Below are 17453 nucleotides of genomic sequence, written 5' to 3'. Positions count from 1 at the left end.
GAAATTTCGCGGCTGAACTCAGAAAAAGAAAATTGCAGGGGGGGATTTGCGGGCATATATTTACAGGGGAACAGGTGTATTAATATAATAGAAATAGTCAGCTTAAACCGGAGGTTCAATAAATGGGTGATTTTATAGTAAAGCACAGCACTAACGGCGTGTGGTATGGAGAATTTGCCAGCTTATCGGCACAGGCCATCCAACACGGTATTTCTACACGCCTCGGGGGCCGCAGTTCCGCCCCTTATGCCAGTCTCAACCTGGGCCTGCACGTTGGCGACGATACCGGTGCGACCTGGCAAAACCGCCAGGCTTTTTGCCAGGCACTGGGATTATCGGCAGAACATGCGGTTACTGCCGACCAGGTGCACGGCTCGGTAGTTTACCAGGTAACCGCCCAGGATGCCGGGCGCGGTTCCCGCCATTATCATGAAGCAATTACAGGCACCGACGCCCTGATTACCAATGTTCCGGGCATACCGCTCATGTTGTTCTTTGCCGACTGTGTGCCAGTGATTATCGCCGACCCGGTGCAAAAGGCCATCGGTATCAGCCATGCCGGCTGGAAAGGTACGGTTGCGAAAATCGGACAAAAAACGCTGCTCGCCATGATGGAGCAATACAACACCAATCCGGCCGACTGCCTGGTGGGGATTGGCCCTTCCATCGGGCCTTGCTGCTATGAAGTGAACAAGCCGGTCATTAATAAGCTGCAGGAAAACTTTAGCCGCTGGCAAGAGCTGGCCACTCCGGCCGGCGAGCACTGGCACCTTGATCTCTGGGAAGCCAATCGCCAACAGTTGAAAGAGACTGGTGTTTTAGACGAGAACATCAGCCTAAGCGGGGTATGTACTGCCTGCAATACGCAAATTTTTTATTCCCACCGCGCTGAAGCCGGCCGCACAGGCCGGATCGGCGCAGTGATTGCCCTCTAAACTATCTTATCTTAGATTGATACTTGAATTTATTACAGAAGCCAACTATAATAAAAGAAAACGTCAAAAATCTGACACGGCAAAGACGCTGCTGTTTCCTCTCAGGAAACACTGCGTCTTTTATTTATAAGGGGGTAGTAACGGGTGCAGTCTTTGCTGCTTAAAGATGTGGTCACTGATAGAATAATTGAGGTTAATCCCTTGCTGCCGCGGGCCGATGTTGCCGCCTGTTTTGCAACTGACAAGCAGGCAGCCGTCATCCTGCAGGCCGATGGTCAATGGGGTTTTATTACCGCCAGGCAACTGCAGGGCCCGGGCCTGTATGCCCGTGATATTGCCGCTTTCAATGCCGTTCTCAGACCTTCTTCCTATTTGTGCGCAGCCTTGGACAATCTGCCGGCTGAATTCATGTCCCAGTCCAGCCTGTTTGTAAAGGCGGGTAAAATAGTAGCCCTGGGTACGCCTGAACTGGCATTTGCCGCGCTGCTTGCCAGGCTTCAGCTGCAGCAGACCCAAATGTCGGCAGTGCTCGATACAGTCAATGAGGCCGTATGTGTAATCAATGAAACCAATCAGGTAGTAATCTGGAATAAACGGGCGGAAAAACTGTATGGCATTGGGGCCGAGGCTATACTGGGCAACTCTATTGAGCATTTTTTTACGAATTTGCTGGTAAAGCAGGCCGCTGCCGAACAGGTTACTGTTAAGGACCAGTATCATAAACCCTGTTCCAATACGCATGTGCTGATTAATGCCGCGCCCATACTGATTGCAGGCCAAACAGTCGGCGGCGTATCGGCCGAACGTGATATTACCGAGATTGTAACCCTTAACCAGGAACTGTCTCGTACCAGTAAAAAGGTCCAGTCGCTGGAAAACGAGATAGACAAGATCAATACAGGCACCGATGCCTTTGCCAGTGTCAGTGGCCATAGTGCGGGGATATTGGCAGCTGTTGGCATGGCCAGAAAGGTAGCGGCCACAAATGTACCGCTGCTGCTGCGGGGGGAAAGCGGTACCGGCAAGGAGATATTTGCCCGGGCGGTTCATATTGCCAGCGGCCGGAAGGGCAAGTTTATTGAGATTAACTGTGGCGCCATTCCGGCCAGCTTATTTGAGAGCGAATTGTTCGGGTATCAGCCGGGGGCCTTCACCGGGGCCGATAAAAAAGGCAAAGCCGGCTTGGTTGAGCTTGCCGACAACGGGACCCTTTTCCTGGATGAGATTGGCGAACTGCCTAAAGAAATGCAGGTAAAATTGCTGAGGGTGCTGCAGGAAAAAAAGTTTTACCGGGTTGGCGGCGCCAAGCCGGTGCAAGTGGATGTTCGTATTATTTCGGCAACCCACCGGGACCTGGAGGATATGATTACAAGCGGTGATTTCCGCGAGGATTTATATTACCGGCTGAATGTAGTCACTTTACAATTACCGCCCTTGCGTTCCCGCCGGGAAGACATTCCGGAGCTGGTCTACAGGGGGCTAAAACATTTTAGTACCCTGCACAATACGCAGGCCGATATTAACAAGGTCGACCCGGCTCTGATGGCCGCTTTCCTGGAGTATGACTGGCCCGGCAATGTCCGCGAACTCAATAATATTTTAGAACGCCTGGTTATTCTGGCCGACAGCGATACCCTAACGACAGGAAGTCTGCCAACGAATTTCAAAGCCGGTTATCAGGGAAAAACAACAAAAGCCACCGGGCTGACAACCATCCCGGAGCTGACCCTGCTTGAGCGCGCCTTAATCGAGCAAACCCTTAAAGAGGCCAACTTCAACAAAGCAGCAGCGGCTAAAAAGCTGGGTATCCCGCGCAGTACCTTATATTATAAAATGCGGCAATTACAGCTGGGTTAGTTTTAACTGCTGTCAGTTATTTGACAGCAGCGTCAAATAACCGACTTGATGCCACCGCTGAAATCAAGCACCCTCAGCTTTCTTTTTATGGAACTCCCGCCTTAAACAGTCATAATTGCACGTGCTCCGTACCTTTGGCATGCTTCTTGCAATATTAAAGCTATAAGGAGGTGCAGTTATGCGCATCATCAATCATCCAATATTAACCTTTCCGGAAAAGAGCAAAGTTCAGTTCAGCTTTAACGGCCGACAGCTCGAAGGCTATACCGGTGAGCCGATTGCGGCCGCACTTCATGCCGCCGGTATTACCGTGCTCAGGCACAGTCACGGGCTTAACCGGCCGCGGGGTCTGTTCTGTGCCATCGGCAATTGTTCTTCCTGCTTAATGGTTGTCAATGGCCTGCCAAATGTACGGGTATGTGTGGAGCCCCTGCAGGCGGGGATGACAGTGGAAACGCAGACAGGAAGAGGTACGCTGCCATGAATATAGATATTGCAATTATCGGCGCCGGGCCGGCCGGACTTATGGCCGCCATTCATGCCGGCAGGCTGGGGGCACGGGTATTGCTGCTTGAGCGGGCCGAATATTATGGCGGCCAGCTTATCAAGCAAACTCATAAATTTTTCGGCTCTAAAAGTGAATATGCCGGTGAACGGGGGGTTGATATCGCCTCATTGTTAATCAAACAGGCTTTGGCACTCCCCGGCATAACCGCCTGGAATAACGCCACCGTGCTGGGTTACTATCAGGAAGACGGCATGCTGACAGTCAAGCATAATGATACTTTTGCCACAATCAAGGCCAAAAAAATCATTGTTGCTGCCGGTGCGGCCGAAAAAACACTGGCCTTTCCCGGCAACGACCTGCCGGGCATATACGGAGCCGGGGCAGTCCAGACGCTCATGAATGTTCATGGCGTCATGCCCGGTAAGCGCCTGTTGATGGTAGGCGCAGGCAACATCGGCCTGATTGTTGCCTACCAACTGCTGCAGGCCGGGGTTGAGGTTGCCGGTATTATCGAGGCAGCCCCGCAGATCGGCGGCTATTTAGTACATGCCGCAAAAATACGGCGGGCCGGCATCCCCATTTACACGAGCCACACAATTAAGGGCGCTTATGGAAGCCCCGCACTGGCCGGGGTGACTGTCTGCCGGTTAGATTCCGCCTGGCGGCAGCTGCCGGGGACCGAGTTCGCTATCAAGGCCGATGGCCTGTGTCTGGCTGTTGGCCTGACGCCGCTGGCCGAACTGTTATGGCAGGCAGGCTGTAACATGGCCTTTGTGCCGGAATTGGGCGGTTATGTCCCTTACCGCAGCGCCAGTTTGCAGACCACCCACCCGGATATTTACGTGGCCGGTGACGTTGCCGGGGTTGAAGAAGCCTCCGCCGCTATGGTGGAAGGAAAATTAGCCGGTCTGGCAGCCGCTGCCGATTTGGGCCGGACAGTAAGAGCAGAGGACTATGCCGAAGCGCAAAACCAGCTGGCAGCACTCAGAGCAGGCAGCGTCAGCGCGAAAATCCGCGCCGGCCTGGCCAAAGTGAGACTTGACCCTCATAGCAATGATTTAAGGGAGGTGACCGGCAATGCTTGAACAGACAGGCGTGCCTACAACAGAGGATATCAATGAGGTTTTACCGGCCCCGGCAAGACTCGTCCAGGGCCCTGTAGCGATATTTGAATGCTTTCAGAACATTCCCTGCAACCCCTGTGCGGATGCCTGCCCGCGCGGGGCAATCTCCATCGGCGCCGATATTAATGAACGGCCCCGGCTTGATGAAAGCAAGTGCAACGGCTGCGGCATTTGCCTGGCCCATTGCCCGGGGTTGTCAATCTTTGTTGTTGACTGTGCTTACAATCCGCAGGAAGCTTTAATTAAACTGCCTTATGAATTTTTGCCCCTGCCGGTAGCCGGCCAGCTGGCTGATGCCCTCAGCCGCACGGGCGAAACAATCGCTCCCGCCCAGGTGCAAAGGGTTCAGCAGAATAAAAACAAAACAGCCGTGATATGGGTGACTGTTCCCAAAACTCAGGCTATGAATGTCCGGGGCATTGCCCTGCGCAAGGAGGATTAGGTCATGACAGAACCGGTTATCATCTGCCGCTGTGAAGATATTACCCTGCAAGATATCCAGGAGCTCATCAAGCAGGGGAAACATACGCTGGAAGAGCTCAAACGGGAATGCCGCTGCGGCATGGGCCCCTGCCAGGGCCGGACCTGCACCCCCTTAATCGCCCAGGAACTGGCCAAAGCGCTAAAAGTCCGGGCCGGTGATATTATGCTGCCAACGTTCCGGCCGCCGACGGCTCCGATCACGTTAGGGGCGTTAGCGGCAGGAGGTGGCAAGCATGATTAAACAGGCGGACATCGTAGTGATCGGCGGCGGTGTTGTCGGCTGTTCTATTGCCTATAACCTGGCCAAAGCCGGTGCCGGCCGGATTGCCGTCATCGAGCGCGGCTATCTGGCCAGCGGGGCAACCGGCCGGTGTGGTGCCGGCGTCCGGATGCAGTGGGGCACCGAAACCAATTGCCTGCTGGCCCGCGAGAGTGTAAATATGCTGGAAAACCTGCCCGCATTATTAGAAGTCAATGGTGATATTGAGTTTAAACAGGGCGGCTATCTCTTACTTGCGTACACTGAAAAAATGGCAGACCAATTCAAGAAAAATCTTGCCCTGCAAAACTCGCTTGCTATACCGGCCCGCTGGACAACACCCGTCGAGGCCAAAGAAATTGTGCCGCATTTAAATACAGACGGACTGCTGGGGGCTACTTTTTGTCCCCAGGACGGCCATGCCAACCCCTTTAAGGTAACAAGCCTGTACGCCGAAGCGGCGGCCCGGTTAGGGGTCCGGTTTTATACCTATACCGAAGCAACCGGCTTAAGCACCAAGGCCGGAAAAGTCACGGCAGTCCATACCGACAAGGGGGATATTGCCACCAACACCGTTATTAATGCGGCCGGCGGCTATGCCAAAATGGTCGGCCGCATGGCCGGCATCGAGCTGCCGATTTTTCCGGAGCGTCATGAAATACTGGTAACCGAGCCGGTAGAGCCTATGCAAACGCCGATGGTTATGTGTTTTTACCATAATCTCTATTGTCAGCAAACTCCCCATGGCAGTTTTATTATGGGGATCGGTCATCCGGATGAGCCGGAAACCTTTAACACCGCTTCCAGCTGGCAGTTTCTGACGGAGATGGCCAAACGGGTCACTAAGATCTTGCCGCCGCTTGCCAGTCTGAATGTGGTCAGGCAGTGGGCCGGCCTTTATGACATGTGCCCGGACCGCACACCGATTTTAGGACCTGACAGTAATCTACAGGGCTTTTATACCGCCGCCGGCTTCAGCGGCCACGGTTTTATGATCTCACCCATGGTCGGCAAGCTGATGGCCCAAACCGTGCTGGGATTACCCACCGATATTCCGATCAATATGTTCAGCGCCGAAAGGTTTGCCCGGGGCGAATTATATATTGAGCCTTCTGTCGTCTGATGAGGACAGCGGCATAACCTGCCGCTCTTGGGGCAGACGAAAAACAACAGTAGAAAAACTGTAAATACTTTTCTTTGAAGAAAAATACCTCTTGCAAATTTCAATAAACCGTAATACAATGTATAATCATAGGAAACAAAAGTATAATTAAATTTTTGGTATACTAAGCAAAGTTGCTTTTTGGAGAAAGACATTTTTTTGTATTCTCTCCCAAAAGCTATTTTTTTTACCCCAATTGCTTGTCAACAATGGATCTTTAGTGGAGGTGATAGATTAATAAGGTTCCGGGTATTCCATAAATTTCGCGTAAATAGGGAGAGGATATTATGAGTAAAGTCGGAGTAAAAATGACCTGTCTGGTAACCATGCTGGTTATGTTGGCAGGGCTGGTCACCGGTTGTGGCGATACGGCCAGCAAAGACATAAAAATCGGTGTAGTTTACGAACTTACCGGTAATACTGCGTCTTTTGGAACAGCCGCGGCGAATGGCGCCAAAATGGCTTTTAAGGAAATCAATGCCAATGGTGGCGTCCTCGGCAAGCAAATTCAGCCGGTCATTGCCGATAATAAAGGCGAACCTTCTGAATCTTCCAATGCGATGACCAAGGTTATTACCCAGGATAAAGTGATTGCTGTAACCGGTTTTACCGTCAGCTCCAACGGCATTGCCGGCTCAACGGTGGCGGAAGCCAACAAAATTCCCTTTGTCGCCGCTGCCACCACCAACCCGAAAGTAACCCTGGATGAAAAGACAGGCAAAACGAAAGAATACACCTTCCGGGTGTGCTTTATCGATCCCTTCCAGGGCACTGTCGGCGCCAACTTTGCTTTAAACAGCCTTAAGGCTACAAAAGCAGCTATTATGATTGATAATTCCAGCGACTACAGCAAAGGGCTGGCTTCCTTCTTCAAAGAAGCCTTTACCAAAGGCGGCGGCCAGATCATTGCTGAAGAAGCCTACTTACAAAAAGACCAGGATTTTAAAACAATCCTGACTAAAATTAAAGCCACCAACCCTGATATCCTTTATGTACCCGGCTACTATGAAGAAGTTGGCAAAATTGTAAAACAGGCCCGTGAAATGGGTGTTATGGTGCCGGTAGTCGGCGGCGACGGCTGGGATTCACCGAAGCTAAATGAAATCGGCGGGGCCCAGGCCCTTAACAATACTTACTTCACCAACCATTACTCAGTAGAAGATACCAGCCCGCTGTCCAAAGCCTTTGTCGAAAACTACAGAAAAGAATACGGCCAAATGCCTGACGCCATGGCCGTACTTGGTTATGATGCCGCTTACGTACTTGTCGACGCCATCAAACGCGCCAACAGCACCGAGGCAGACAAAATCCGTGAAGCCCTGGCGGCAACGAAAGACTTTAAAGGTGCGGCCGGCGACCTGACGCTTAATGATCACCATGATGCCGTCAAAGGTGCGGTTATTCTGGAAATGAAAGATGGCAAGCAAGTCTATAAAGAAACTGTAAAACCATAAGAAGAATTTGCTTACAAATTCAACTGCCGTCTGCTTTAACCAGACGGCAGTTTTTTTGCCCGGCTTGAGCAGAGACGGTGCCCCCGCACCCCCGGTAACCCCCCGGCCCTTTGCCGGAAAAAGCGTTCCACAGAAGAAAAGCCGGGCGGTATTCCGTAAAGAAATCGCACTGTTTGAGCGGAGCGAGTTTGCGATTTTAGGAATACCGCCCGGCTTTTCAGCTTTTGGAGGCTTCGGGCCTAGACTTTTTGTTACTTTTGGGTCATGCCAAAAGTAAAGCCGTTCCCTTGTATTCCAGGATTATTTGCTAGGTGCAAAGCCCAAAGACCGCGCCAGCGGTTTTTCTAATTTTTATGGGAAAAGCTTGAATAAATAGATCATTTTTAGAGGAAAATTATGTTTCTGGGCGAATAACCTAATAAGATGGAGGGTTTGCCATGTCAATTGCGAAGAATATTGCAGAAATACAACAAAAAATAGATATAAGCAAGGTCAAACTTGTGGCTGTCACTAAAAACCACAGCGTATCAGCCATGCTGGAAGCTTTAGCCGCAGGGATAACTGCGGTGGGGGAAAACCGGGTTCAGGAAATGGTGGCCAAACACCCGGCCATCCAGGCAGCAGGCCGGTCGGCCGAATGGCATCTGATCGGCCATCTGCAGACAAACAAAGTGCGGCAGGCAGTGCCGCTGGCTAATTTGATTCATTCTGTTGACAGTGAGCGGCTGGCCCGCGAGATTGACAATATAGCCGGCAAGCTGGGCAAACGCCAGGATGTGTTGTTGCAGGTAAATATTGCGGACGAAGACAGCAAATTCGGCGTGGAAGCAGGACAAGCCCTGCCGCTGGCCAGAGTAATCAGCCAGCTCGAACATGTGAGACTTTGCGGCCTGATGACCATTGCGCCGTTCAGTGAAAACCCGGAGACAATCCGCCCGGTGTTTAAAGAGACCTATCAGCTGTACCAGGAATTAAAATTATTAAAATTAGCCAATACTGAGTTTAACTGGCTATCAATGGGAATGACCAACGATTATCCGGTGGCCATCGAAGAAGGGGCAAACCTGGTGCGTATCGGTACTGGAATATTTGGCTCGCGCCAATATTAGGGGAGGAGAAAGAGCGTTATGAAGTTTATGGAGAAAGTATGGGGCAGCCTTGGTCTTTTTGAACCGGCAGACCAGGAGGAAGACCGCTCAAGACCGGAAGAAACCGAAACAAAGCTAAAACAGAAGAGCAATAATAATGTCGTAACCCTGCCGATGGCCCCAAGCAGCCAGCAACAGGGCAAACAGGTCAAGGTCATGGTTGTTGAGCCGTTTTCGTTTGATGATGCGCAGCATGTGTCCGATTATTTAAAAAGCCGTAAACCGGTGGTAGTCAACCTTGAAAATACCGATCCGGATATTGCGAAACGTATGATTGATTTTATTAGCGGCACAACCTATGCTTTAAACGGCCAGATTCAAAAGGTCGGCAATCATATCTTCTTATGTGCCCCGAATAATGTAGATGTTGCCTACAGCCCGCGGGACGAGGGCGGTGACAAGACACTGCTTCCCTGGGCCAATAAATAGTTTTAACACACCAGACGGAGGATTTATGCTGACAAACAAACAAATAGGCTTTATTGGCGGCGGCGCCATGGCCGAAGCACTGATACGCGGCATTCTGCATGCCGGCTTAGTGATGCCGTCACAAATTGCAGTAAGCGATGTTTCAACTGAACGTCTGGGCTATCTGCGCGGTACTTTTACGGTATCAACGGCACTTGACAGCCAGGAGATTGCCCGGCAGTCGGACATCCTGTTTTTAACAGTAAAGCCCCAGGTAATCACTGGGGTAATTGATACGATTGCACCGGTTGTTGCCAAAACAACTGTGGTTGTTTCCGTAGCCGCCGGGGTAACCATTGCTGCCTTTCAGGGCAAAATGCCGGGAGTGCCTATTATCAGGGTGATGCCCAACACACCGGTTGCTGTTGGCGAAGGGATGTCCGCCATGGCATTGGGGAAATATGCCACCACAGCGGTAAGTGAGCCGGTGGCGGAGGTATTTGCCTCTGTTGGCAAAGTGGTTACAGTCAACGAAGATACGATGGATGCGGTAACCGGCCTTTCCGGCAGTGGTCCGGCTTATGCCTTTGTCCTGATTGATGCGCTTACCGATGCCGGAGTAAGAGTTGGCTTCTCCCGTCAGACAGCGGTCCTGTTAGCTGCACAAACCCTGATGGGAGCGGCCAAAATGGTGCTGGAAACCGGTGAACACCCGGCAAAACTGCGGGACATGGTTACATCACCGGGCGGTACGGCCATCACCGGCGTGCATGTACTGGAGCAAAACGGCATCCGGGCCGCACTGATTGATGCGGTTGTAGCCGCCACCAATCGTTCCCGTGAAATGGGGCGGCGGTAGATGAGCGAACGGGATAAGATTTTGCGGTATTACCGGGCATCGGGTGATGCCGACTTGGCAGCCAGACTGCTTGACTTAGCCGAGATAACACTTAAGAACCGCAAATATAAAATCAGTGAATTTCTTGACCCCTATGGTCAGAGTATCGCCGAGACCATAGCGGCTCACTATGACCGGCTGACACTGGAAACGAATGGCGGTTATCCAGGCGCAGAGCGGATGAAGGCCGCTTTTGTCGACACTGAATTTCTTGCTTATGCCGGTGCCCTGGATTACTCTATATCTTCCCTGTCTGTTGAATGGGACAGCCGCTATTGCCGCTTGTCGCACCGGGATGTTCTGGGCGCGCTCATGGGTCTTGGTATTAAACGGGAAATGCTGGGCGATATTATTATGGGCAGCGAACAATGCTATATTATGACTGACACAAATATGGCCGCCTATATTGTGCAGAATCTGGCCGAGGTAGGCCAGGCCGCCGTAGCTGCCAGGCAGGCATCACTGGCCGATATTCCTGCCAAAGAAGAAAAAGTCAAGGAAATCCGGTCAACAGTCGCCTCATTACGCTTGGATGCAGTGGCTGCATCCGGCTTTGGGACTTCCCGCACCCGCATGGCTGAGGATATTGTCGCTGCCAAAGTAAAAATAAACTGGCAGGAGGCCAAAAGTCCCGCCCAGGCCGTAAAGGTGGGCGATGTGATTTCCATGCGTGGCCGCGGCCGGGTCGAAGTCCTGGAAGTCCCCGGTCAAACGAAAAAGGGCCGCTATAGTATTCTACTCAGAAGATTTATGTAATTAGAATAGGGGTGGGGAGTTATGCTTACACCGTTGGATATCCACAATAAAGAGTTCAAGCGCGGCTTTCGCGGCTATAATGAGGAGGAAGTGGATGAGTTCCTCGACAGAGTGATTAAGGATTATGAAACTCTGTATCGTGAAAACATTGATTTAAAAGAATCCATTGAACGCCTCAACAGCAAGCTCGAACACTACCAGCATATGGAGAATACACTCCATAGTACACTGGTTATTGCCCAGGAAACGGCGGAAGAAGTAAAATTGAATGCCAAGAAAGAAACCGAGCTGATGATTAAAGAGGCTGAGATACGCGCCCAACGGCTGGTTGACGAAGGCATGTCCAAAGTGCGCAAGATGACCGGCGAGTATGAAGAAGTAAGAAAACAGTCGCAGATTTTCCGCACCCGGCTGCGCACCCTGCTGCAGGCCCAGATGGAAATGCTTAACAATGCGGAAGAAGATGAAAACTAGCTTTGTTTGATCAGCTTGATATAAAAGAACTCCCGGACGGTATCTCGTTTAAAGTACGGGTCCAGCCGCGGTCCAGCAAAAACGCCGTCAGCGGGATCATGGGCGACAGTATAAAAATCAACCTGACCTCGCCGCCGGTTGACGGCGAGGCTAATGCTGCCTGCATTGCCTTTGTTGCCGGTTTATTTAAAGTGCCCCGGACTGCGGTCATCATTGCCAGCGGCCAAAAAAACAGATCGAAACTCGTCAAGGTCAAGGGTATTGATAAGAATATCTTTTTTCGCATACTCGCTGCCCATATTTGACTTTATTCACCAATCATGTATAATATATTGGTACATAATAAAATTTTTAAATCAGTAATGACGGAGACGCGCCTTGACGGCGGTATACAGCGAACCAGGATACGGTGCAAGCCTGGTAACCAAAGCCTGGCCTGATATCGCTCCTGAACTGCGGACTGAACTTTTAGTAAGCCCCGCCGCCTGACGCCCGTTACCGCGTTATAAAGCGGCTGTTTAGCCAATAGGGTGGTACCACGGGAAACTATCTCTCGTCCCTTTCCGGGATGAGAGTTTTTTATTTTTATGGAGGTGCTGATTTTGGATTATAGCAAAACACTTAACCTGCCGCAGACAGATTTCCCCATGCGCGCCAATCTGCCTGAACGGGAACCTAACCTGCTCGAATACTGGCGTGAACATCAGATTTATGAAAAAAAGCTCACTAAAAGCATGGGAAAAACCAAATTTGTCCTGCATGACGGACCGCCTTACGCTAACGGCAACATCCATATTGGTACGGCGCTGAACAAAATTCTCAAGGATATTATTGTTAAATATAAATCATTGCAGGGTTTTGATGCTCCCTATGTTCCCGGCTGGGATACCCACGGCCTGCCGATTGAACATGCCGCCATCAAGATTCTCGGGTTGAACCGCCATGAGTTAAATCCGCTTGATTTGCGCCGTGAGTGCAAACAGTATGCCCTCAAATGCCTGGACCTGCAACGGGAGGATTTCAAACGTCTGGGTGTTGCCGGCGACTGGGAGAATCCGTACGTAACCCTGGTCCCTGCGTATGAGGCCAAGCAGATTGAAGTTTTTGGGGCAATGGCCAAAAAGGGCTATATTTATAAAGGCCTCAAATCGGTCTACTGGTGCACCTCCTGTGAAACAGCGCTGGCCGAAGCGGAGATTGAGTATACCGAAAAAAAATCTCATTCAATTTATGTCAAGTTTCCGTTGATTGATGATAAAGGCAATCTGCCGGCAGGCGTGGATATTGCGAAAGTATATGCCGTGATCTGGACGACAACCCCCTGGACAATGCCGGCTAATGTTGCCATCTGCGTCCATCCTGATATTGAATATGCCTGGGTGGAGATTCAGGACGAAATATACCTGTTAGCCAGTGATTTGGTGGAAAGTGTGGTTAAAGCCAATAACCTGGGCGAATATACGGTTCTCTCAACAATGACAGGCGCGGCGATTGAAGGCATGGTCTTCAGTCATCCCTTCTTTGACCGTGAGTCGCCTGTTATTCTCGGCGATCATGTCACGCTGGAAGCCGGTACCGGCTGTGTCCATACCGCTCCCGGTCACGGCCAGGAGGACTTTGAGGTAGGTACGAAATATGGCCTGCCGGTCATCAATCCGGTTGACCAGGCCGGTAAATTCACGGCTGAAGCCGGTAAGTTTGCCGGGTTGACAGTGGCTGACGCCAATGTTCCGGTCATTAAAGAATTAGCCGCCCTTGGCCTCTTATTGGGCAAAAGCTCGATTAAACACCAGTATGCGCACTGCTGGCGCTGCAAGAATCCTATCATTTACCGGGCCACTGAACAATGGTTTGCTTCGGTCGACGGTTTCCGGAGCGAAGCCCTGGCTACGATTGCCAATGACGTTAAGTGGATTCCTGCCTGGGGCGAGGACCGCATTCATAATATGGTGGCCGACCGTCAGGACTGGTGCATCTCGCGTCAGCGGGTATGGGGCCTGCCGATTCCGATTTTCTACTGCACCAAGTGTAATGAGCATATAATTAATGACGAGACAATTCATGCCATCAAAGAGTTGTTCCGGCAGGAAGGATCAGATGCCTGGTGGGCCAGACAACCGGCAGAGATTCTGCCCCGGGGCTTTGCCTGCCCGCACTGCGGCCATAACGAATTCCGCAAGGAGACCGATATTATGGATGTATGGTTTGACAGTGGTTCAAGTCATGCCGCAGTCCTTGAACAGCGTCCGGAACTTAAATGGCCGGCCGACCTTTACCTTGAGGGCAGCGACCAGCATCGCGGCTGGTTCCAGTCATCGCTCCTAACCTCAGTGGCCACCCGGGGGACTGCTCCCTATAAGGCGGTTTTGACTCATGGCTTTGTCGTTGACGGCGAGGGCCGGAAAATGTCCAAGTCAATTGGCAATACGATCTTCCCGCAGGAGGTTATCAGGCAGTATGGCGCTGATATACTCCGTCTGTGGGTAGCCTCGGCGGACTATAAGGCAGATATCCGCATCTCCAATGATATTCTCAAGCAACTGGCAGAAGTATACCGGAAAATCCGGAATACGTTCCGCTATATTTTAGGCAGCCTCCATGATTTCAACCCCGATACCGACAAGGTCGCCTACCATCAGTTGCTGGAGATTGACCGCTGGGCGCTTATGCGGCTGGAACAAGTCAGAGCCAAGGTGACTCAGGCTTATGAAGATTATGAGTTCCATCTCCTGTACCATACTGTCCACAACTTCTGTGCTGTAGATCTAAGCGCCTTTTACCTCGATATTCTTAAAGACCGTGTTTACACTGCCTTACCGGCTTCGGTTGAGCGCCGGGCCGCGCAGACAGCTATGTATGAAATTCTCAATACCCTGGTGACAGTTGTCGCGCCGGTGCTGACATTTACCGCGGAAGAGGTCTGGCAGTACATGCCGCAGGCCAAAGGGCGGCCCGAAAGCGTACAATTGGCAAGCTGGCCGGCGGCGCAGCCCGGGTATCTCGATCCGGCGCTGGAGGCCAAGTGGGATAAGATTCTGGCAATGCGCGGGGAAATTACCAAAGCCCTGGAAACTGCCCGCCGTACCAAAGTGATCGGGCATTCGCTGGATGCCGCAGTCACCCTGTATGCCGCCGGTGACGAACTCGCTGCGCTTACTGCGATTCAGGCTGATTTAGCCACACTGCTCATTGTGTCTGATGTAACCTTATTAAATACATTTGCACAAGCTCCGGGTGAAGCCTATCGGGCCGCAGACCTGCAACTGGCAGTTGCCGTTGCGCCGGCACAGGGCCTCAAATGTGAACGCTGCTGGATTTACAGTTCAACCGTGAACCAGGATACAGAGCATCCTTCCCTCTGTGACCGGTGCACTACTGTCGTAAAAAATAGGTAAGCATTTTGAACCGGGAGACTCATCCCGGTTTATTTTTTTTCATTAGGGAATAATAACACAAGTGGAGGACTGTTTGTATGGACAATAAAAATCGGGTACATACTAATCATACTGAGGAAAAACAGCCTGAATTTGTAGCCAAACAGTTGGAACGGCTTGTCAACCGGCTGGAGGCTATGCGGTTTGCTGATTACATGGAAATGCTGGAACGTCCGGCCCGGCTGATTTTCACCAATTTTGTCGCCGGTATTGCCCGCGGTTTAGGAATCGCCATTGGCGCCAGCCTGGTATTTGCCCTGCTGCTCGCTTTTCTCAAACAGCTAATCCTGCTTAACATTCCCGGTATCGGTGGTTTCATTGCCGATATTGTCCGGTTTGTTGAAACCAAAAACGGTACATTTTAAGTAGAATTCCAAGGAGGCTGAACCATGACCAAAGACGTCTTTGACTGTATGCGTGAAAGCCATAGTGTCCGTAATTTTAAATCAGAACAGATTCCTGAACCAACCTTAACGAGAATTCTCGAGGCTGGAAATATGGCGCCAAGCGCCGGCAACCTGCAGCCCTGGTATTTTTATGTAGTACAGGACCTGACGGTAAAAGAAAAACTGGCCAATATCGCCTTCGATCAGGAGCAAATCAGCGATGCCCCCACGGTTGTCGTTGTTTTGGCTGATCCGGCCCGCTCCAATGAGCGTTATGGCGAACGGGGCGCCCAGTTATACTGCCTGCAGGACACGGCCGCAGCCGCCCAAAACATGCTTTTAGCCGCCGAAGGCTTGGGCATTGCCGCCTGCTGGGTCGGCGCCTTTGACGAAAAGAAGGTCGCTGAAATCGTTGAGGCTCCGCCCCGGCTCAGGGCGGTGGCCATGATTTGTCTCGGCTACAGCGATGAACAGCCTAAACAATGCAAGGAACGGCTGCGGCTGGCGGAAGTCGCTAAATTTATTCATTAGAAAGGGGGAGTTACGCTTGCACGCCGTACGATTAGCAAAATACAAAGCCCGGCTGACAGCAAAAAAAGCGGAACTGTCCCATACTGTAGAGCGCCTGGAAACAACCGGGCTAAATTCGGCCGTGTCCGGTACGACAGGTGAATTGTCAACCTATGATAACCATCCGGCCGACCTGGGCAGCGAAACATTTGAGCGCAGCAAGGATTTGGGCCTCAAGGACAATGAACAGGTGCTGTTAAGCAATGTGGAACGGGCCTTGGAAAAAATCCACAATGGCACCTACGGCCGCTGTGACCATTGTGGTGGGATAATAGCCCCCGCGCGGCTGGAGGCACTGCCCTGGGCTACCCAGTGTATGCGTTGCCAGCAGGATTTCGACCAAAAATTAGCTAACGGCGGCCGGCCATTGGAAGAGGAAGTGCTTGCGCCGCCTTTTCACCGCAGTTTTTTGGACACAGATCCACAAGAATCAGTTGGTTATGACGGCGAGGATGCGCTGCAGGCCGTGGCCCGGTACGGGAGTTCTGACACCCCGCAGGATATTCCGGGTTCCTATGATTACAAGGCACTGTTTCCCAACAGCAATGAGCATCAGGGTATTGTTGAACCTGCAGACGCTATCCCCAGCGAACCCGGCGGTGCCAGCCGGCATGCCCGCAAACGCCAAAGATCGGAAACCGGTCGCTAAACTGCCGGTTTCTTTTTACATTACCGGCCAGAACAGTGCAGCCCTGGGCTAAAACACCTGACAGGTCAAATGTGCCCATGCAGGATTTTATCTGTTTTTTGTTTAATTATAGACGTGCAACAGGCATATTATTTAGGTTGCTGAACTAATGACAAACACATAATCTTCTTATATAACCCAGGGTGTGGAGGTGGCTGAATGGCCCGTTCGGAACCAAACTGCATAATAATTGCCAAAATTTGCGTCTTAGGACTGGTTGTAGCCGCTTACTTTGGTGTACCGGGGGTACAGCAGTTTACCACAGAAGGCATTACTTATCTGCGCTATCGAAATTTTGAAGGCCTGCGCCAGTTTATTCTCTCCTACGGTCTCTGGGCGCCACTAACCAGCATTGCCCTTATGACGCTGCAGTCCATGGTACCGTTGGTGCCGGGGCTGATTATAACGATAACAAACGCCTGGATATTTGGCTGGAAATTGGGCACCGTGTATTCCTGGACAGGAGCACTCCTGGGTGCGGGCCTTGACTTTGGCATTGCCCGCTGGTATGGGCGCCCGGTAGTTGAGCGATTTATCAGCGTTAAATACTTGCTATTTACCGATACTTTTTTTAAAAAACATGGTGTTGTGGCGGTATTCATCACCAGACTCGTCCCACTTGTGCCTTTTAAAGTGATAAGCTATGGCGCCGGCCTGACAAAAATTTCTCTGCCGCAGTTTATAGTCGCTACCGCCATCGGCCAGACGCCGGCTATTGTGCTTTATTCGATAGTGGGACAAAATCTGAGCCATGATTTTAAATGGGCTGCGGCCATTACATCACTGCTTATCATAACAGGCTTCATCGTCTATTACTACCGTGACACCTTTGAACGCTACTTTCTGCCCAATAAAAACAAGTAGGCAAGAAACGCGGCAATCTGCGCCGCGCTTCTTTACGTTTGGGAA

General features: G+C 51.3%; 19 protein-coding genes. All 19 read left to right on the top strand.

What is annotated here, in order from left to right; all coding sequences use genetic code 11:
* Positions 1-122: 122 nt before the first annotated feature.
* On the top strand, positions 123-935 hold the full coding sequence (gene pgeF, locus ACZ481_RS12440) for a peptidoglycan editing factor PgeF (RefSeq protein ID WP_464770451.1): 813 nt from the start codon (positions 123-125) through the stop codon (positions 933-935).
* A gap of 144 nt (positions 936-1079) precedes the next feature.
* Positions 1080-2792 carry a sigma-54 interaction domain-containing protein gene (locus ACZ481_RS12435; protein WP_464770450.1) on the top strand — a complete coding sequence of 571 codons (1713 nt, stop codon included), beginning with the start codon at positions 1080-1082 and terminating at the stop codon, positions 2790-2792.
* Positions 2793-2970: 178 nt separating this feature from the next.
* Positions 2971-3276 (top strand): (2Fe-2S)-binding protein, encoded by a 306-nt coding sequence (locus ACZ481_RS12430; protein ID WP_464770449.1) that lies wholly within the window; start codon positions 2971-2973, stop codon positions 3274-3276.
* The gene (locus ACZ481_RS12425) at positions 3273-4385 is read left to right on the top strand and encodes an NAD(P)/FAD-dependent oxidoreductase (RefSeq protein WP_464770448.1); all 1113 of its coding nucleotides are present in this window, start codon (positions 3273-3275) and stop codon (positions 4383-4385) included. The genes ACZ481_RS12430 and ACZ481_RS12425 overlap by 4 nt, the downstream gene beginning before the upstream one ends.
* Positions 4378-4866: a 4Fe-4S dicluster domain-containing protein gene (locus ACZ481_RS12420; RefSeq protein ID WP_464770447.1), complete on the top strand. Its 489-nt coding sequence runs from the start codon at positions 4378-4380 to the stop codon at positions 4864-4866. Before ACZ481_RS12425 ends, ACZ481_RS12420 begins: the two co-directional genes overlap by 8 nt.
* A gap of 3 nt (positions 4867-4869) precedes the next feature.
* Positions 4870-5148 (top strand): (2Fe-2S)-binding protein, encoded by a 279-nt coding sequence (locus tag ACZ481_RS12415; protein WP_464770446.1) that lies wholly within the window; start codon positions 4870-4872, stop codon positions 5146-5148.
* Complete coding sequence (locus ACZ481_RS12410; protein ID WP_464770445.1) at positions 5141-6289, top strand: NAD(P)/FAD-dependent oxidoreductase; 1149 nt, start codon at positions 5141-5143, stop codon at positions 6287-6289. The genes ACZ481_RS12415 and ACZ481_RS12410 overlap by 8 nt, the downstream gene beginning before the upstream one ends.
* Positions 6290-6615: 326 nt before the next feature.
* Positions 6616-7782: an ABC transporter substrate-binding protein gene (locus ACZ481_RS12405; protein WP_464770444.1), complete on the top strand. Its 1167-nt coding sequence runs from the start codon at positions 6616-6618 to the stop codon at positions 7780-7782.
* A gap of 437 nt (positions 7783-8219) precedes the next feature.
* The gene (locus ACZ481_RS12400; RefSeq protein WP_464770443.1) at positions 8220-8891 is read left to right on the top strand and encodes a YggS family pyridoxal phosphate-dependent enzyme; all 672 of its coding nucleotides are present in this window, start codon (positions 8220-8222) and stop codon (positions 8889-8891) included.
* A gap of 18 nt (positions 8892-8909) precedes the next feature.
* Positions 8910-9359, top strand: coding sequence for a cell division protein SepF (locus tag ACZ481_RS12395; protein WP_464770442.1), 450 nt, complete (start codon positions 8910-8912; stop codon positions 9357-9359).
* 25 nt (positions 9360-9384) lie between these two features.
* Positions 9385-10197, top strand: coding sequence for a pyrroline-5-carboxylate reductase (gene proC, locus ACZ481_RS12390; protein WP_464770441.1), 813 nt, complete (start codon positions 9385-9387; stop codon positions 10195-10197).
* A complete protein-coding gene (locus tag ACZ481_RS12385) occupies positions 10198-10992 on the top strand; it encodes a YlmH family RNA-binding protein (RefSeq protein WP_464770440.1) in 795 nt (264 codons plus the stop codon).
* A gap of 21 nt (positions 10993-11013) precedes the next feature.
* A complete protein-coding gene (locus ACZ481_RS12380) occupies positions 11014-11466 on the top strand; it encodes a DivIVA domain-containing protein (RefSeq protein ID WP_464770439.1) in 453 nt (150 codons plus the stop codon).
* Between the two features lie 2 nt (positions 11467-11468).
* Positions 11469-11771 (top strand): DUF167 domain-containing protein, encoded by a 303-nt coding sequence (locus ACZ481_RS12375; RefSeq protein WP_464770438.1) that lies wholly within the window; start codon positions 11469-11471, stop codon positions 11769-11771.
* Between the two features lie 297 nt (positions 11772-12068).
* A complete protein-coding gene (gene ileS / locus ACZ481_RS12370; protein ID WP_464770437.1) occupies positions 12069-14861 on the top strand; it encodes an isoleucine--tRNA ligase in 2793 nt (930 codons plus the stop codon).
* Positions 14862-14938: 77 nt separating this feature from the next.
* Positions 14939-15265, top strand: coding sequence for a DUF5665 domain-containing protein (locus ACZ481_RS12365; RefSeq protein ID WP_464770436.1), 327 nt, complete (start codon positions 14939-14941; stop codon positions 15263-15265).
* Between the two features lie 24 nt (positions 15266-15289).
* Positions 15290-15817, top strand: coding sequence for a nitroreductase family protein (locus tag ACZ481_RS12360; RefSeq protein ID WP_464770435.1), 528 nt, complete (start codon positions 15290-15292; stop codon positions 15815-15817).
* A gap of 16 nt (positions 15818-15833) precedes the next feature.
* The gene (locus tag ACZ481_RS12355; RefSeq protein WP_464770434.1) at positions 15834-16505 is read left to right on the top strand and encodes a TraR/DksA C4-type zinc finger protein; all 672 of its coding nucleotides are present in this window, start codon (positions 15834-15836) and stop codon (positions 16503-16505) included.
* A 198-nt stretch (positions 16506-16703) separates the two neighbouring features.
* The gene (locus ACZ481_RS12350; protein WP_464770433.1) at positions 16704-17408 is read left to right on the top strand and encodes a TVP38/TMEM64 family protein; all 705 of its coding nucleotides are present in this window, start codon (positions 16704-16706) and stop codon (positions 17406-17408) included.
* Positions 17409-17453 lie beyond the last annotated feature (45 nt).

Source organism: Sporomusa intestinalis, assembly GCF_055383785.1.
The sequence above is the reverse complement of the archived record's forward strand: the minus strand, read 5'-3'. Positions and strand labels throughout refer to the sequence as shown.

Excerpts from the sequence above, each read along its gene's own strand:
- ACZ481_RS12360 (WP_464770435.1), top strand. The coding sequence starts at position 15,290 with ATGACCAAAGACGTCTTTGACTGTATGCGTGAAAGCCATAGTGTCCGT.
- ACZ481_RS12415 (WP_464770446.1), top strand. The coding sequence starts at position 4,870 with ATGACAGAACCGGTTATCATCTGCCGCTGTGAAGATATTACCCTGCAA.
- ACZ481_RS12350 (WP_464770433.1), top strand. The coding sequence starts at position 16,704 with ATGGCCCGTTCGGAACCAAACTGCATAATAATTGCCAAAATTTGCGTC.
- ACZ481_RS12410 (WP_464770445.1), top strand. The coding sequence starts at position 5,141 with ATGATTAAACAGGCGGACATCGTAGTGATCGGCGGCGGTGTTGTCGGC.
- proC (WP_464770441.1), top strand. The coding sequence starts at position 9,385 with ATGCTGACAAACAAACAAATAGGCTTTATTGGCGGCGGCGCCATGGCC.
- ACZ481_RS12395 (WP_464770442.1), top strand. The coding sequence starts at position 8,910 with ATGAAGTTTATGGAGAAAGTATGGGGCAGCCTTGGTCTTTTTGAACCG.
- ACZ481_RS12425 (WP_464770448.1), top strand. The coding sequence starts at position 3,273 with ATGAATATAGATATTGCAATTATCGGCGCCGGGCCGGCCGGACTTATG.
- ACZ481_RS12380 (WP_464770439.1), top strand. The coding sequence starts at position 11,014 with ATGCTTACACCGTTGGATATCCACAATAAAGAGTTCAAGCGCGGCTTT.
- ACZ481_RS12400 (WP_464770443.1), top strand. The coding sequence starts at position 8,220 with ATGTCAATTGCGAAGAATATTGCAGAAATACAACAAAAAATAGATATA.
- ACZ481_RS12430 (WP_464770449.1), top strand. The coding sequence starts at position 2,971 with ATGCGCATCATCAATCATCCAATATTAACCTTTCCGGAAAAGAGCAAA.
- pgeF (WP_464770451.1), top strand. The coding sequence starts at position 123 with ATGGGTGATTTTATAGTAAAGCACAGCACTAACGGCGTGTGGTATGGA.
- ACZ481_RS12365 (WP_464770436.1), top strand. The coding sequence starts at position 14,939 with ATGGACAATAAAAATCGGGTACATACTAATCATACTGAGGAAAAACAG.
- ACZ481_RS12420 (WP_464770447.1), top strand. The coding sequence starts at position 4,378 with ATGCTTGAACAGACAGGCGTGCCTACAACAGAGGATATCAATGAGGTT.
- ACZ481_RS12385 (WP_464770440.1), top strand. The coding sequence starts at position 10,198 with ATGAGCGAACGGGATAAGATTTTGCGGTATTACCGGGCATCGGGTGAT.
- ACZ481_RS12405 (WP_464770444.1), top strand. The coding sequence starts at position 6,616 with ATGAGTAAAGTCGGAGTAAAAATGACCTGTCTGGTAACCATGCTGGTT.